Below are 16,295 nucleotides of genomic sequence, written 5' to 3' on the forward strand. Positions count from 1 at the left end.
CACTCGGACGGAGTGGGGTCGGCTTGAATTTTCAAGCTCCCTCTGCTGGGCTCGAACCAGCGACCCTCTGATTAATCCCGTACATACGGGACTCTAACCAGCTGAGCTAATATTCCCGTTAGCGCTTCGCCATCAATAAGTCTTTCGAGTAGCTTTCTGCTCTTTTGTTTTTTGATGAACCGCTCCAAATGTATGGCCTCAATCTCTATTTCTCCACATTCAAAAACGACTTTTAATATCCAAGGCCTATGTTTTGAAGTAAAAGTGGTCCTATCACTATGATTGTGCTCATGAAATCGGCGTTCATAGTCGTTGGTATAACCAATGTAATACTTATCCGAATTATCGGAATAAAGAATGTAGAGGTAGAACATAAATGTCAAGATACAAAAAAACCCCACTCGGACGGAGTGGGGTCGGCTTGAATTTTCAAGCTCCCTCTGCTGGGCTCGAACCAGCGACCCTCTGATTAACAGTCAGATGCTCTAACCAGCTGAGCTAAGAAGGAATATTTTCTTCAAACTCTCTTCTTTTTCCCTCTGATTAATCCCGTACCTACGGGACTCTAACCAGCTGAGCTAAGAAGGAATATTTTCTTCAAACTCTCTTCTTTTTCCCTCTGATTAATCCCGTACCTACGGGACTCTAACCAGCTGAGCTAAGAAGGAATATTTTCTTCAAACTCTCTTCTTTTTCCCTCTGATTAATCCCGTATCTACGGGACTCTAACCAGCTGAGCTAAGAAGGAATTTTTCCTCGAAAGGATTTATCAATTTTTCAAATTAAAAAGCCCTACACAAGTAAGGCTTTTGGCTCCCTCTGCTGGGCTCGAACCAGCGACCCTCTGATTAACAGTCAGATGCTCTAACCAGCTGAGCTAAGAAGGAGTGCTGGTGTTGCTTAAAACGTTCTTAAATGTCCTTTATAATTTGAACACCCTTGTTCGTTTTGGGAATGCAATATTAGGGCTTTTAAATTATTTATGCAATATTTGTAGCGAAAAAAAAGATAAAAATCACAAGATACAACGTATGAGCCTGATAATCATAGGTACTGTGGCTTTCGATGCCATTGAAACTCCGTTCGGAAAAACAGATAAAATTGTAGGTGGAGCCGCAACTTTCGCTAGTTTGGCTGCTTCTTACTTCTATAATCGCACAAAAATTGTCGCTGTTGTAGGCGATGATTTCAAAAAAGAAGATATCGACACCTTAAATAACCACGGCATTGACACCGAAGGTTTACAGATTAAAGAAGGAGAAAAATCTTTCTTCTGGAGTGGCAAATACCATAACGACATGAACAGTCGCGATACTTTAATTACCGAATTAAATGTATTGGAAAACTTTGATCCAATCATCCCTGAGAGCTACCAAGACTGCGAGTATTTGATGTTGGGCAATCTTACTCCTCAAATACAACAAACCGTTATTAAAAGACTTAAAAACCGTCCAAAGCTAATTGTTCTTGATACCATGAACTTTTGGATGGATATTATGATGGATGACTTGCTAGAGACCATTAAAATGGTTGACGTATTGACTATCAACGATTCTGAAGCTCGTCAATTATCTGGCGAATATTCATTGGTTAAAGCAGCCAACAAAATTTTAACCATGGGTCCTAAATATCTAATCATCAAAAAAGGTGAGCATGGTGCATTGTTATTCCACGAAGACAAAATTTTCTCTGCTCCAGCATTGCCTTTGGCCGATGTATTTGACCCAACGGGCGCTGGTGATACTTTTGCGGGTGGTTTCATTGGTTACTTGGCCAAAGTAGGCAGTATCAATTTCAACAACATGAAAAATGCGTTGATTTACGGATCAGCATTGGCTTCTTTCTGTGTAGAGAAATTTGGAACCGAGAAATTATTATCGTTAAGCCAAGAAGAAATTGCCAATCGTTTGCAACAGTTTGTGAATTTAAGCAGCTTCGAAATCAGTCAAAATTAATTTTAGCAGCGCAATTGCACTGCTACTATATCAAGATAGTCCCGCTTTACGCTGTACCTACGGTGCCGCTACAATCGGGGCTATTTTGTTAGGCTTTTACACAAATGCGCTACCCTAACGTTCCAACCTTCGTAAGTTTCTCAAAAACCACTTCGGTATGTGGCGCATCGGCCAGTTCATCGGTAAGGTCCTGCCCTGCCCAATGTTCGTAATGCTTACCATTTTTCCATAAGCGGCTTTCCGTTACATCATAAATGATTCCTTTATAGGCCACCCATATTTGCGGTTTATCCTGCCCGTTGCGTAAAGCTAATTGCTGTTTCGTATAAGATGGCAATTCCATTAAGCTGCTCTCTTGCTTTTAAAAAATTCGAACATGTAAATGCTAACCAACAAAGCAGAAAGAAACATGAATAAAGTTTCTACAGGAACTTTTACGATATACAAACCCGAAACACCATTTGCAGTGGCCACCACAACATTATTCCATGCTAAAACACCATAAACAATTAATAAAGGTAACAGCATGAAAACAAAAGCACGATAGGCTCTGTACATAAATCTTAATTTGCCTACATACTCAATGAGCAATAGGACCAACAAAAGTGTAGCAAAAGTCAGCATAGTGTACCACTTAGGATAACCGAAAAATAAAAAAGCTACACAAAGGCCTAATAATAAATTACTAAAGGCCAAACTATATTTCTGCAGATCGTTTTTAGGGAAACGCAAATTGAGGTATTGATAAAGAGAAATCCCAGTAAAGCTTAAACTGAAATGAAGTAAATATTGTTCAACAGGAATATCCTTAAAACTAATGGACAAGGTGTTTTGAGCTTCATAACTGACCAAACCGAGCAAATACAGCACAACCGTGATGGCAGAAAACAGAATGGTAGCCACCAAACTCGCACCAAACGCAGCTCTTAAATTGCCATCTTTAAATATTTGCTTATCGATTTGAAAAATCAATGGGAGTAATAAGGGAGCAAGCGCTAAAATTAGAAAAACAAACTTCATCATATTGTGGTATTATTCCCCAAAAGTATGATTTTATATTGGTTGAGAGGTGGTTGTTTAGTTGCTCGGATTTTTTGTGTTTAGATAGGCTGCCGATTTTAACGTGGTGCAAAGCACTAAAATTGCCAATTAAACCCGATTGAAATGGAAAGCCCGTAAGCGAGCTTGTGAGTGCGGACTTGGAATGAAAGCGGGACTGCTGAAAATGAATTGCAATGCAATAGCTTTTCAAACGGCAATTATTGATATAAAAAAAGCCCCGCATGTGCAGGGCTTCTGTATCTTATCCTCTATCTGTAGAGTAATTTTTAAGGTATTTTTTAAGTTGTCCTCTGGCTACGTGTATTCTGGTCTTTACCGTACCAATTGGGATGTTAAGTTCTTCGGCAATTTCGTGGTATTTAAATCCTTCGAAATATTTAATGAATGGGATATAATATTCAGGAGCTAGTGAATCAAGCGCCTTGTTAATGTCTTTCAATACAAATTTGCTTTCAACCGCATTGTTAGTAGCACTGTAGTGCAAATTCGCATAGGTAATGTCGTCACTTTGTGTAATTAACGCGTTAGTTTTTACTAAGCGTCTGTAATTGTTAATGAAAGTGTTACGCATGATGGTAAAAAGCCAGCCTTTTAAATTGGTGCCTTCTTTAAACTTACTATAATACGTTACAGCTTTTAGCATCGTGTCCTGTACCAAATCATTTGCGTCTTCTAGGTCTTTGGTGAAATTCAAGGCAAATGATTTCAACGAGGTAGAATAATCGTTTAGTTGTTCGTTAAATTGCAGCTGTGTCATATTCTTTTTAGTTTTTAGTTAATAAAATAGAACAGAAGCTAGATGGGCTTGCAACTGTCATAGTTGTGTAACACCTTACAACTATGATACCAAAACCGTTAAAAACTATCGACTAAAAATTTAAAAGATGAAAAAATACGCTTCAAAAGCGCTAGACTAAAAAGTATTTACTTCTCGCTCCAAAAGTACTCCGAACTTATGCTGTACAGTTTCGATAATTCTTTCTGAAAATCTATACACCTCCTGTCCTGTTGCGCCACCATGATTAACCAAAACGAGCGCTTGATTTTTCCAAGTTCCTGTATGGCCATCAACCAAACCTTTAAATCCGCACTGTTCTATCAGCCAGCCTGCGGCTAACTTTACACGTCCGTCTGGAGCTGGATAATGTGGGGTGTCTGGAAAACGCGACAACAGTTTCTCAAACACTGGCTGGTCGACAATTGGGTTTTTGAAGAAACTGCCTGCATTACCAATGGTTGAGGGGTCTGGCAATTTACTTACTCTAATAGCCGCCACCACCTCTGAAACATCGGCAATGGTAGGCTCAGCAATGCCTCTTCTTTCAAGCTCGGCATTAATGGCTCCATAGTGGGTTTGCACATTAGGAATATTGGATAAGCGATAAGTAACCGAAGTGATGATATATTTTCCTTTTAACTTTCCTTTGAACACGCTTTCGCGGTAGCCAAACTCGCAATCGGCTTTGTTAAAAGTTTTAATTTGCCCAGTAGCAATTTCAAAAGCAGTACAGCTTTCAAAAACATCTTTAATTTCTACGCCATAAGCACCTATATTCTGTATGGGCGATGCACCAACAGTTCCAGGAATTAAAGTTAAATTTTCTAAGCCAGCATAACCTTGGGCCACGCAGTATTTCACTAAAGTATCCCATACCTCTCCTGCACCTGCGGTTACCAAAACATCATCGCCTTGCTGAGTAACTTGTATGCCTTTGATACTGATTTTAAGCACAAGTCCATCGTAGTCTTTGGTAAAAAGCATATTACTGCCCCCACCTAAAACCAGCAGTTTGTTTTCTTTGATCAATGGGCTACCAAAAACTTCCTCTAAATCTGCTTCGGTCGAAACATCTGCATATAGCTTGGCATTTACATCAATTCCAAAAGTGTTCAGATTTTTAAGTGAGTAGTTGCTGATAAAGGACATAAAGTATTTTTATTGCAAATGTAACAAGATTTACGATTTGACTGTAGTCGGTTTTGTTTGAAACCAACTGTCTAACAAATGTAATTTGAAATCATTGTAAAAAAAATCTCACAGGAAACTTTAAGATTAAAAAAAGTTTCCATAGTTTTGTGCGGATTTTGAAAGGGAGTTTTAAATTGGAAGTAAAAGATTATATCATTAACGGCGCTGATAAACTTTTTTGTCAATATGGTTTCAAAAGTGTAACCATGGACGATATTGCCAAACATTTGGGCATCTCAAAAAAGACGATTTATCAGAACTTTAAAGACAAGAACGAGCTCATCAACATTCTTATTCACGATAGGATTGTCAATCAAGACCTGCAGATGAACAAATGTTCTCAAGAATCGGAGAACGCTGTAGAAGAGGTTTTCTTTGGCATGCTGGACATGGATTTTTTCTTGGAAACGATGAACCCGATGCTTTTTTACGATTTGCAGAAGTATCATCAAGAGGCTTGGTTAAACTTTATGGCCTTTAAGGAAAAGGAGATTGGCAAAAAGGTAATGGAGAATTTGGAACGTGGCATTGCCGAAGGTTTATATCGCAATGACTTGAACCTTGAAATCATTACGAGAATGAGATTAGACCAAGTAGACGTGGTTTTTACGCAAAGCGGGCACTACGATACGAAGAAATACAGCCTTTCCAGCATTATGGTAGAAATAACTCGTCATTTTTTGTACGGAATTTGTAACAATGAGGGGCTTAAGTTAATCCATAAATACGATAAAGAGCTAAAGGACAAGAAAGAAATGGCAAAAAACATTTAATTAATATAGAAATCACCCAAAAATTAATAATTAATCAACTATGTTTAGAATAAAGACGGCAAAACTGATGCTACTGCTGATAATCAGCTTCGGTTTACCAACATTAACTCTTGCACAACAGCCCATCACATTGAAAGATGCATTGAAATATGCACTCGACAACAATGTAAAAGTTCGCAAAGCTAGATTAGACATTGAAGGCGGCAGGTACAAGGTGCAAGAAGTTAGAGCTCAAGCTTTACCTCAAATCACGGGTAATGCTGGTTTAACCTACAACCCAATTATCGGACAATTAGTAGCCAACTTTGGTGGCCAAACGCAGGCAATTAGAATGGGGCAAAACTGGAATTCCAGTGCCGGTGTTCAACTTTCGCAACAATTGTTTAACCAAACTGTGTTTACTGGTTTACAAGCGGCTAGGTCTAGTGAAGAATTTTACAACCTTACTGCTCAACTTACCGAAGAACAAATTATAGAGTTGGTGGCCAACACCTATTACCAGGTATTGGTAAACAAGCAACAGCTTGGCGTGGTTGAAACCAATATTAAAAACGTTAAAGTGGTAGAAAAAGTTACCGCAAGTCAGTTTGAAAATGGTTTGGCTAAAAAAATTGATGTAGATCGTATTAAAGTTAAACTTACCAATCTGGAAACTAAACGCGTACAAACTATTAATGCCATCACCCAACAAGAAAACCAATTGAAATTTGCAATGGGAATGTCGGTAATAACGCCTATTACTTTACCAAACAGCGAATTAACCGAGGTAAGACAATTGCCTGTATTTGCAGATACCGTTGGTTTGGCAAACAGAACAGAGATTAAACTTTTGAACAACCAAGACAAGTTGTATGCGTTACAACGCAAAGCTTATTTGGCTGAATACTATCCTAGCTTATCATTAACTGGAAATTATACCTATTCTAGCCAAAGCGACAGTTTCGACTTTTTAAGCTCAAACAGAGCAGCGATAGGCTTTGGTGCTTCATCAGTTGGGCTTTCGCTTAAAATTCCAATTTTCAATGGTTTCTTAACTCGTTCTAAAGTACGTCAGGCTAATGTAGATATTGATAAGCTTAAACAAGATAGGATTGAAAAAACCAATGAGCTGAATTTGGCTTACGAAAATGCTAAAATCGAACTGAAGAACAGCATTAGCACTATCAATTCGCAACGTAAAAATGCCGAGTTGGCACAAGAAATTTATAATAGCACCCAAAACAATTACAATAATGGGCTGGCTACACTAACAGATTTACTGGACACTGAAGATTCACTTACTGAAGCCCAAAACAGTTATACACAAGCTTTATTAAATTATAAAATTGCTGAAATACAACTAATTAAAGCAAAAGGAGACATCAGAACTTTAGTACAATAAACCAAAATACAGAAGAAATAATATCAGATAAAATGAAAAGAGTAATCACCATCATTCTCGTAGTAGTTGTAGTATTAGCTGCAATTGGCTATGTATTGAACAACAATAAAAAGAAAGCACAGGAAACGACGGATTTTATTGCCAAAGGCAGTGGCGCTGTTGCTGTAAAAGCTGCTAATGTTGAGCGCAAAGAAATCAACCTAGACTTTACGGCTAACGGTACTTTTGCTGCAAACCAAGAACTGAATTTCAGTGCTGAAAACTCTGGTCGTGTAACCAAAATATTTGTAGAAGAAGGTAGCCGTGTAAGCAAAGGAACAGTTTTAGCCAGAATTGATGCAGAGATTTTAAATACCGATAGAGAGACTGCAGAAGCTACTTATCAAAATGCATTGAAAGATTTAGCTCGTCACGAAAGTGCTTTTAAAACAGGGGGTGTAACTCAACAAAAACTTGATGAGGTTAGACTTACCGCTGAAAATGCTAAACTACGTTTGCAACAACAACAACGCAAACTTAACGATGCGAACATCCGCTCATCTATTAATGGCGTAGTGAACAAAAAACTCATCGAAGTTGGCGCAGTAGTAGCACCTGGCACCCAATTATTTGAATTGGTTGATGTATCTAAACTGAAATTGAAAGTAAACGTTAACGAAAGTCAAGTAGCTAACTTGAAAATTGGTGATGCCGTTGAAATTCAATCGTCAGTATTCCCTACAGAGAAATTCTCTGGCAAGGTTACTTTTATTGCTGCAAAAGCTGATGAAACTTTAAACTTCCCTATCGAAGTTGAAGTAACTAATAACGTTAAAAACAGCTTGAGAGCAGGCATGTACGGTACCGCTTTATTCAAATTCCCTAAACAAGCACCAGCTATTTTGGTTCCACGTACTTCTTTTGTGGGTAGTGTGAGCAGTAACGAAGTGTATGTATTAAACACTTCTAAAAATGTAGCTGAATTACGCAAGGTAGTTTCTGGCCGTATTTTAGGAGAATCAGTAGAGATTTTGAGCGGCTTGAAAGAAGGCGAAACGGTTATTACAAGTGGCCAAATTAACCTAACCGAAGGTGCTCCTGTGACGATAATAAAATAGTTTAGATGTGAGTATTGAGATGTGAGTATTGAGACACATTCAAATCCCAATACTTAGTACGCAATACGCAATACTTAAAAAAATGAAAATTACTGACATATCCATAAAAAGACCCTCACTAGTAATTGTGGTATTTACCGCACTTACTTTGATGGGGCTCTTGAGTTATTTCTCGTTAGGATACGAGCTTTTACCAAAGTTCACTTCTAACGTAGTATCTATCTCGACTATTTACCCTGGTGCTTCGCCAAACGAAGTAGAAAGTACCGTAACTAAGAAAATTGAGGATGCGGTATCTTCGATGGAGAACATCAAAAAAATTAACGCTAGTTCTTACGAAGGTTTATCGGTTGTAGTAATTACCCTTACCGACAAAGCCGAAATAGATATCGCCCTTAATGATGCACAAAGGAAAGTAAATGCCATCTTGGCGGATTTACCAGACGATGTGAAACAACCATCATTGAGTAAATTCTCGTTAGATGATTTCCCTGTAATCACCATGTCAGCTTCTGCTAAAATGGATGATATTTCGTTTTACGATTTAATGGACAAGCGTATTGCACCCATCATTTCTCGTGTATCTGGTGTAGCACAAGTTAACCTTATTGGTGGTTCTGAGCGTGAAATTAAAGTAGGCTTAGATGCTAAAAAAATGCAAGGTTACGGTTTATCTGTACCAGCTGTACAGCAAGCGATCTTGGCTTCTAATTTAGATTTCCCTACGGGTAGTGTAAAAACCAAAGCGCAAGACATCTTAGTGCGTTTATCTGGTAAATATACGAGTATTGAAGAGATGCGTAACCTGGTAGTGTCTACAGGTAAAGATGGTGCTCAAATCCGTTTAGGAGATATTGCCGACGTACAAGATACACAAAAAGAAACAGAGAAAATTGCTCGTATTAACAGAGCCAACTCTATTGCTTTACAAATTATTAAACAGAGTGATGCGAATGCGGTAACGGTAAGTGAAGGCACCAAAGCAATCATCGAAAAACTAAAAGCAGATTATAAAAATATCAATTTAGATATTAAAATTGTAAACGACAGTTCGGTTTACACACTACAATCTGCTGATGCGGTAATCCACGATTTAATGTTAGCCGTAGTATTGGTAGCTATCGTAATGCTTTTCTTCTTGCACAGTTTACGTAATGCGATCATTGTAATGGTATCTATCCCAGCTTCATTAATTGCAACGTTTATTGGTATCGGATTATTTGGTTATTCACTAAACTTGATGTCTTTATTGGGTCTATCCCTTGTAGTAGGTATCTTAGTGGATGATGCGATTGTGGTATTGGAGAATATCCAACGTCACATGGAGATGGGTAAAAATAAAGTACGTGCTGCTATTGACGGGACACGTGAAATCGGTTTTACCGTAGTATCTATCACTTTCGTAATTGTGGTAGTGTTCTTTCCTATTGCCGTAAGTACAGGTATGGTGGCCAACATCTTACGCCAGTTTTGTGTGGTGGTAATTATTTCTACCTTACTATCCTTAGTGGCATCATTTACCATTGTACCGTTAATTTTCTCACGTTTTGGTAAGTTAGAACGTATTGAAGGTAAAAATGTGTTTGGCAAATTCATCCTTTGGTTCGAGAAACAATTACATAAATTCACCAATTGGATTACCAACATCCTAAACTGGACACTGAAAAACAAAGCAATCACCATTATTGGAATGTTTGTTATGCTAATATCTTCTTGTGGCTTATTAGTTGGTGGATATATTGGTTTTGAGTTCTTCCCTAAATCAGATAAAGGTGAGTTCTTACTACAAATTGAGATGCCTAAAGATGCATCTTTAGAACAAACCAACCTTTATACACAAAAGGCAGAAAACTATTTAAGTGGTCAAAAACATGTAGTTCAAATGATTACCACCGTTGGTCAATCTAGTGGAAACATGGGAGCTACTACAGCAACTGCATACAAATCTGAGATTAACGTAAAACTGGTAGATAAACCAGAACGCGACAACGTGTCTTCTGATATTATTTCTACTACTTATACCAGGGAATTAGAGAAAGTATTGGTAGGTGCTAAAATCAAAACCGTTCCAATTGGTATTTTGGGAACTGCTGATAATGCTCCAATTCAGTTGGTGGTAATGGGTCCAGAGTTAGATACCGTATTAGCTTTCGCTGAAAAAGCAGAGAAAGTATTAGCGAAAGTTCCAGGTGCTACGCAAACTAAACTCTCGGTAGAAAAAGGTACACCAGAGATCAACGTTAAGGTAGATAGAGATAAAATGGCTGCATTGGGCTTAAGCTTATCAACAATTGGTTCTACCATGCAAACTGCTTTTGCGGGTAACACCGATGGTAAGTTCCGTCAAGGGGAGTACGAATATGACATCAATATCCAATACCAAGATTTTGACCGTAAGGATATCGACGATGTACGTAATTTAATTTTCGTAAATCCAGCTGGCCAACAAATCAAGCTTTCACAATTTGCCGACATCAAAGAAGGTTCAGGACCTAGTTTGCTAGAGCGTTTGAACAAATCTACTTCGGTAACCGTGCAGGCACAAACGGTGGGTAGACCAACAGGTTCTGTGGTAACAGATTTCCAAGCTGAATTGGATAAAATGAAACTACCCGCAGGTATCAGTTTCTTCTGGGCAGGTGATCAAGAAAACCAAAGTGAAGGTTTCGGTACGTTAGGTATTGCCTTACTAGCTGCAATTATTTTGGTGTACTTAATCATGGTAGCATTATATGATAGTTTCGTTTATCCATTTGTGGTAATGTTCTCTCTACCGCTGGCATTAATTGGAGCCTTGCTTGCCTTGGCATTAACCAACAATGCTTTGGGTATCTTTACCATCCTCGGTTTCATCATGCTAATGGGTTTGGTAGCCAAAAACGCAATTATCTTGGTCGATTTTACCAACCAAATGAAGGCGCAAGGCAAAACCACTCATGAGGCCCTAATTTTAGCCAACCACGCTCGTTTACGTCCAATCTTAATGACCACAATTGCCATGGTAATTGGTATGTTACCTATTGCATTGGCAAGTGGTGCAGGTGCCGACTGGAAAAATGGTTTGGCATGGGTAATTATCGGAGGTTTGACCAGTTCGCTCTTCTTAACTTTGGTGGTTGTACCAGTAATGTACCAAATTTTCGATAATATTTTAGAGCGGTTTGGTTTCAACAAAAAAGGAAAAACCATTGAAGAATTAATGGTAGAACCTTACGACCACAAAGATGTAAACGAGTGGGAACAGCACCACTAAGATTTTAAATTTTTCCCAACACACAATAAGCCAGTCCCGATAGCAATTTGTTATCGGGACTTTTTTTATGTTGTTTTCTGATCGCTATTCTCGAAAATACAACCACTAAGACACGTAGCTATTCCGATTAAATGTCTTTTTTTTGAAAAGCAGAGGCAGTAGCTTCTTTTAAAGCAGGTCGGGCTTTACGCTACAATCTTTTTTTCAACGCCAAAGCTGTCAATGCCTGTCATACTGCTCCTGTCAATTCGTTAAACCTCGTAGGTTTGTAACGGTACAGCGTTTACCATTAACACTGGAGAAAGTTAAACCTACGAGGTTTCTCAATACGGCAATTGCAACAAAAAGGATTTTCGCTGCAATCCCGTTTACGAAACTCAAACCTGCTTTCCATAACTAATTTTTTCTCTGGTAGATGTAAGTTTTTCTTCCCCTTCGCTACTTATCCATAAAAATCATAAGTATGAAAAAGACAATATTGGTAATTGCAAGCATCACATCATTAGCTTATGCAGGTTGTGGACAAAACTCATCGCCCGACGGCAGAGCAAAATTACGCGACAGCGAACTTTCTCAAAGAATAGATAAATTAGAGAAAAGGCAAATTGTTATTTTAGATAGCCTAAGATTGTTAAACGAAAAAATAACAACAACCAGCACCGCTAAACCTAAATAATGAGCGAAACCGAATTTCTTCAGCTCCTTTCTGCCAACCAAGGTATTATTGGAAAAGTTTGCAACATTTACTGCAATCAAAGAGAAGACTATGAAGACCTGTTTCAAGAAATCACCTATCAAGCATGGAAAGGTTTTTCCTCATTTAGAGGTGAATCTAAATTCAGCACTTGGCTCTATCGCATTGCCTTAAATACTGCTATCAGTTCTTTCAGAAAAAAGCGGCCAAAAATAGACTTGGTATCTATTTTACCTGATACCTTAATCGATTATGCCAACGAAACGAATGACAAGAAACAGCACTTGCTTTGGGCAATCAAGCAACTCAATGAAGGTGAGCGAGCAGTTATCGCACTTTATTTAGAAGAAATGAGCTACCAGGAAATTGCCGAGGTCATTGGAATAACCGAAAACAATGTAGGTGTAAAAATTAACCGTATCAAAAACAAACTTCATCAAATTTTAAACCATGGAAACAGATAATCTAAAATCAGTTTGGCAAAGTATTACACCCGCTCTAAAAAGTAATGAAGATTTAATAAAGATGTCCAAAGAACGTAGCAATACAGTACTTGAACCAATGAGGAAACAAATTTATATCGAGCTTTTCGGCTTTATCGCTTTCTTATTTTGTTACTATTCTATGTTTGATGGCGCAAACAAACCATTAACAATTAACCTCATTATAGCGGTAGCCATTGTGCTTCCAATTATAAACCACCTTAGGGGATACCAGTTACAAAAGCAGTTTAAAAGCGGCAAAAACCTTAAAGATGATTTAGCGATTTTTGTAAATAAGCTAGAAAATTTCCGTGTAGAAACCATTATTGCCAGACTTGCATTTACGATTGGCCTGATGTTATTCTTTACTTATAATATCACATTTTCAGTGCAAAAATGGTGGGCAATATTCTTAATTTTTATCGTATTCTCTATACAATTCTTCTTTCTGCACAAAACTTGGTCAAACAGGATAAGCAAACTAAAATTGGTTTTGCAAGAACTTAATGGCGTTTGATAAAAAAGCCATCGACCTCCCTGCCCTACCAGGATCTATTGACAGTTATTTGATTGATTTTCGCATCAATGAACTCAGCTACGCTTCGGCTCCCCTAAAAAAGGAGAGAGAAGGCTAGGCGGCTGTAGAAAATCACTAATCCCTAGTCACTATTATCTAATTGCACTAATTTTCCTTACCAGCAAGCTGATTAAAATACCAAAGCAACCCACTACCGCAAATGAATAGCGCAAACTAAACAGCTCCGAAATATAACCAATTAACGGTGGCCCCATTAAAAAGCCAAAGTAACCGATACTAGAAACCATTGCAATGGCCAAGCTAGAAGGAATTTTCTCGTTGTTACCAGCAATGGTATAAGTCATTGGAATAATCACCGAAACGCCTATCCCCACCATCATAAAACCAATAGTGGCTACTACCAAATGCGGGAAAGCTACCGACAGAAACATCCCTGTAGAAATCACTACGCCACAAATTTGCAGCATGTTTTTTCTACCATAAGAAGCAATAAACTTATCTCCAATAAAACGACCGATGGTCATCATAGCGGAGTAAGAAGCATAACCTAAAATAATCCATTTTACTGGCGCATGTACAATCTCTTTAAAGTAAACACCACTCCAATCCATCATTGCGCCTTCGGTAGCCATACTACAAAAAGCAATTACGCCCAACTGTACCAAAACACCTTGCGGCTTAATTAAAAACTTGGGTTTTTCTTTTTGCGCCGACTTACCAATGAGCAAGAAGCGATGATTGATAAAAATGTGGGTCCAGCCTATAGCAGCAATAATCCAAAAATGAGTGGTAGTGGTCAAGTGAAGGTTCATCATTAACAGGCCCACCAAGGCGCCTGTAAATAGACCCAAACTCCAAGAACCATGAAACGAGGACATGATGGGCTTACCATAGTGCCCTTCTGCAGTTACCGCCTGCGTGTTTAACGCAATGTTGCAAAGGTTTCCAGAAATGCCAAATAGCAGTAAAAACAATGCGAGCTGCCAACCATGCGTAGCCAAGGCCAAATTGGTCAAACAAAGTGCATAAAGCGGCGTAGCCATGGTTAATATTTTCTTACTTCCAAAAACAGCTACCAAACGTCCAGAAAGCGGCATGGTAATCAGCTGACCAATAGGCAAGGCCAATAAGATACTGCCCAATGCCGCATCCGAAAGGTTCAACGCTGTTTTTAAATCGGGAATACGGCTGGCCCAACTGGCAAACACAAGCCCTTGGCCAAAGTAAAATAGAGATACCGCTAAACGAATGGTCTTTTTACTATACTTACTAGTTTCTTTAACGGACAAATCAGAATTATCGGCAATTGTTGACATGAAAGGAGGGGGATATTTTTTTGCAAAGGTCTGCAAAAACAAACACAACATGTCTATCTATCCCCCATTCTTTTGCTTTTTAACATTGAAATTACTTTGATTAAAACAAACCAAGTGCTACTCCAATCGACATGGCATTAAAACTTTTTCTAGCATTTACATTTCCATAATAAGAGCAACCAATACCTATGCCCCTATTGATCATCAAGCTATATCTTAATTCGTAAGGTAGCCCGACGGTAGTTCTTTTTTTGAACTTCTCCTCTTCCCAAGGTTCTCTATTTTGATTGAAAATGACGTCGGGATCTATTTTGGTAACGATGGAAAAACCTGAAGAAAAACTGATTTGCTGTCTTCTGAAAAACCTGTAAATCTTACCATATTCGAGATTAAATGTTCTGAGGGCCCTTACGTCAACATTACATTCACAATTATTATGAGACTTGTGAAAGCGTTTTTGATCCTCACTCCGCCCGTCGGTACCATCAGCTACACCTAGCCTAAAGTAATGATTTTCATACTGCAGGTACGCTCCTCCTTGGATGAATGTCTTGTAATCATCGATTACGCCACCTTGCATAAAGAAATAAAGATTATCGAAACTTAAGTCCTTATTTTTTTGTGCTAAAACGTTTACAAAAGGGCATAGCAGTAGCCCTAATGAAATAATTATCTTTTTCATCTCTTTATTTTTAAAGTTCAAATGATGTTATCTCTGCTTTAACCAGTGAAATTTGACGAACTACTTTAAGCTCATCACCTTTTCCAATAAAGGCGGAAGTCCACTTTTGTTAATTTGATCAGTATCCCAAAAACTCATTACACAACTGACGTAGTTGTTGCGTACTGGCGCTACTACAAAATAAATATTGAGTCTTTTTCCTCCTTCCATGGTCAGCAGTAAAGAACTGATTCCTGTAAAATCGTAGGTAATTTTTCGAGCGGAAACTTCTGTTCCTTCAAAAATCACCGCAACGGTAGTGTCTAAAACTGTCTTACCCTTTTTCTGATTGAAAATTCTCGCCACTTGGCTATCAATATCCTGTTGAGCACCTTTTAAAGTTGCGTGAATACTCCAACTCATTTGTCCATAGGATGGACATTGCATGTTGTTCACTCCTCGCCAACTACAGTTTCTTCCGATCTTAATCTGTCTTCCAGCGAAATTAATGCTATCTGTACCAAAAGAATTAAAAACACGAGGCGGTATTTTTTCATCTCTAATAAGAGGAACTAATTGCCTTTCCAAAACTTGGTTGGTTGCCATAAGAGAAGCAAAAGTGACGGCCAATATTTGATTGTTCTTGTTTTCAACAAAATAGTAGGACACGCTATTCGGCACACCTTTTGGCTCTTCATACTTTTTAACCACATAAAAATTGCGAAACCCTAGGGTACTGTCCCCTTGCACTAAATCCTTCTCTTTAATTTTTAACTTAGAAAAATGCTTTAAGATGTTTTTCTTACTAAATTCCTCGGCTTTGGTTTGACTGGTAATTTCTATCCCATCTACATTAAAAAAATCAGTCCCATTACTATAAATTCCCTGAAGCCTACTGAACAATTGATTTTCATTTTGAGCAAAGGCCGCGAGCGCAATCAACATCACACTCACGACAATTAATATGATCTTTTTCATTTTATGGATGATTAGTATGCTTCAAAACTACATAGCTTAAATCCATCGAATAATCTCAATAAGATATATACGCGTACTCAAATAAATCTTTTAAGATATTAATCTAGTCATTTCAATCAAATCACAAATCTAAAAG

Annotated in this window: 17 protein-coding genes and 2 tRNA genes; 9 read left to right on the forward strand and 10 right to left on the reverse strand. The window is 38.2% G+C overall.

Annotation, left to right across the window (positions count from 1 at the left end; genetic code table 11):
* Positions 1-71: 71 nt before the first annotated feature.
* From DUT70_RS18935 to DUT70_RS18945, 3 genes are all read right to left on the reverse strand, one after another.
* Complete coding sequence (locus tag DUT70_RS18935; RefSeq protein WP_113648938.1) at positions 72-374, reverse strand: GIY-YIG nuclease family protein; 303 nt, start codon at positions 372-374, stop codon at positions 72-74.
* Positions 375-434: 60 nt separating this feature from the next.
* A tRNA-Asn gene (locus tag DUT70_RS18940) sits at positions 435-508 on the reverse strand.
* A gap of 302 nt (positions 509-810) precedes the next feature.
* Positions 811-887: transfer RNA gene (locus DUT70_RS18945), tRNA-Asn, on the reverse strand.
* A gap of 144 nt (positions 888-1,031) precedes the next feature.
* On the opposite strand from DUT70_RS18945, the gene DUT70_RS18950 reads away from it, so the two are divergent.
* Positions 1,032-1,955 carry a PfkB family carbohydrate kinase gene (locus DUT70_RS18950; RefSeq protein ID WP_113649081.1) on the forward strand — a complete coding sequence of 308 codons (924 nt, stop codon included), beginning with the start codon at positions 1,032-1,034 and terminating at the stop codon, positions 1,953-1,955.
* A 109-nt stretch (positions 1,956-2,064) separates the two neighbouring features.
* On the opposite strand, the gene DUT70_RS18955 is transcribed toward DUT70_RS18950, so the two are convergent.
* The 4 genes from DUT70_RS18955 to murB form a co-directional block, all read right to left on the reverse strand.
* Positions 2,065-2,298 (reverse strand): cytochrome b5 domain-containing protein, encoded by a 234-nt coding sequence (locus DUT70_RS18955; RefSeq protein WP_113648939.1) that lies wholly within the window; start codon positions 2,296-2,298, stop codon positions 2,065-2,067.
* Complete coding sequence (locus DUT70_RS18960) at positions 2,298-2,978, reverse strand: lycopene cyclase domain-containing protein (protein WP_128353400.1); 681 nt, start codon at positions 2,976-2,978, stop codon at positions 2,298-2,300. Before DUT70_RS18960 ends, DUT70_RS18955 begins: the two co-directional genes overlap by 1 nt.
* Positions 2,979-3,258: 280 nt before the next feature.
* Positions 3,259-3,774, reverse strand: a complete 516-nt coding sequence (locus DUT70_RS18965; protein WP_113648941.1) for an RNA polymerase sigma factor — start codon at positions 3,772-3,774, stop codon at positions 3,259-3,261.
* A 156-nt stretch (positions 3,775-3,930) separates the two neighbouring features.
* The gene (gene murB / locus DUT70_RS18970) at positions 3,931-4,944 is read right to left on the reverse strand and encodes a UDP-N-acetylmuramate dehydrogenase (protein WP_113648942.1); all 1,014 of its coding nucleotides are present in this window, start codon (positions 4,942-4,944) and stop codon (positions 3,931-3,933) included.
* A 176-nt stretch (positions 4,945-5,120) separates the two neighbouring features.
* Here murB and DUT70_RS18975 point away from each other — a divergent pair, with 176 nt between their 5' ends.
* The 8 genes from DUT70_RS18975 (at position 5,121) to DUT70_RS21525 (ending at position 13,301) form a co-directional block, all read left to right on the forward strand.
* On the forward strand, positions 5,121-5,759 hold the full coding sequence (locus DUT70_RS18975) for a TetR/AcrR family transcriptional regulator (RefSeq protein ID WP_162926671.1): 639 nt from the start codon (positions 5,121-5,123) through the stop codon (positions 5,757-5,759).
* Between the two features lie 40 nt (positions 5,760-5,799).
* On the forward strand, positions 5,800-7,140 hold the full coding sequence (locus DUT70_RS18980) for a TolC family protein (RefSeq protein WP_113648944.1): 1,341 nt from the start codon (positions 5,800-5,802) through the stop codon (positions 7,138-7,140).
* 32 nt (positions 7,141-7,172) lie between these two features.
* The gene (locus DUT70_RS18985; RefSeq protein ID WP_113648945.1) at positions 7,173-8,237 is read left to right on the forward strand and encodes an efflux RND transporter periplasmic adaptor subunit; all 1,065 of its coding nucleotides are present in this window, start codon (positions 7,173-7,175) and stop codon (positions 8,235-8,237) included.
* Between the two features lie 82 nt (positions 8,238-8,319).
* A complete protein-coding gene (locus DUT70_RS18990; protein WP_113648946.1) occupies positions 8,320-11,490 on the forward strand; it encodes an efflux RND transporter permease subunit in 3,171 nt (1,056 codons plus the stop codon).
* A gap of 463 nt (positions 11,491-11,953) precedes the next feature.
* Positions 11,954-12,166: a hypothetical protein gene (locus DUT70_RS18995; protein ID WP_113648947.1), complete on the forward strand. Its 213-nt coding sequence runs from the start codon at positions 11,954-11,956 to the stop codon at positions 12,164-12,166.
* Positions 12,166-12,648, forward strand: coding sequence for an RNA polymerase sigma factor (locus DUT70_RS19000; RefSeq protein ID WP_113648948.1), 483 nt, complete (start codon positions 12,166-12,168; stop codon positions 12,646-12,648). The genes DUT70_RS18995 and DUT70_RS19000 overlap by 1 nt, the downstream gene beginning before the upstream one ends.
* A complete protein-coding gene (locus tag DUT70_RS19005) occupies positions 12,635-13,183 on the forward strand; it encodes a hypothetical protein (protein ID WP_113648949.1) in 549 nt (182 codons plus the stop codon). The genes DUT70_RS19000 and DUT70_RS19005 overlap by 14 nt, the downstream gene beginning before the upstream one ends.
* Positions 13,173-13,301: a hypothetical protein gene (locus tag DUT70_RS21525; protein WP_262512189.1), complete on the forward strand. Its 129-nt coding sequence runs from the start codon at positions 13,173-13,175 to the stop codon at positions 13,299-13,301. Before DUT70_RS19005 ends, DUT70_RS21525 begins: the two co-directional genes overlap by 11 nt.
* 34 nt (positions 13,302-13,335) lie before the next feature.
* On the opposite strand, the gene DUT70_RS19010 is transcribed toward DUT70_RS21525, so the two are convergent.
* The 3 genes from DUT70_RS19010 to DUT70_RS19020 form a co-directional block, all read right to left on the reverse strand.
* Positions 13,336-14,520 carry an MFS transporter gene (locus DUT70_RS19010; protein ID WP_113648950.1) on the reverse strand — a complete coding sequence of 395 codons (1,185 nt, stop codon included), beginning with the start codon at positions 14,518-14,520 and terminating at the stop codon, positions 13,336-13,338.
* Positions 14,521-14,620: 100 nt separating this feature from the next.
* Positions 14,621-15,202 carry a hypothetical protein gene (locus DUT70_RS19015; RefSeq protein WP_113648951.1) on the reverse strand — a complete coding sequence of 194 codons (582 nt, stop codon included), beginning with the start codon at positions 15,200-15,202 and terminating at the stop codon, positions 14,621-14,623.
* A gap of 60 nt (positions 15,203-15,262) precedes the next feature.
* Positions 15,263-16,159, reverse strand: a complete 897-nt coding sequence (locus tag DUT70_RS19020; RefSeq protein WP_113648952.1) for a hypothetical protein — start codon at positions 16,157-16,159, stop codon at positions 15,263-15,265.
* Between the last annotated feature and the right edge of the window lie 136 nt (positions 16,160-16,295).

The sequence above is a fragment of the Pedobacter chitinilyticus genome (genome assembly GCF_003313385.1).
Lineage (GTDB): Bacteria > Bacteroidota > Bacteroidia > Sphingobacteriales > Sphingobacteriaceae > Pedobacter > Pedobacter chitinilyticus.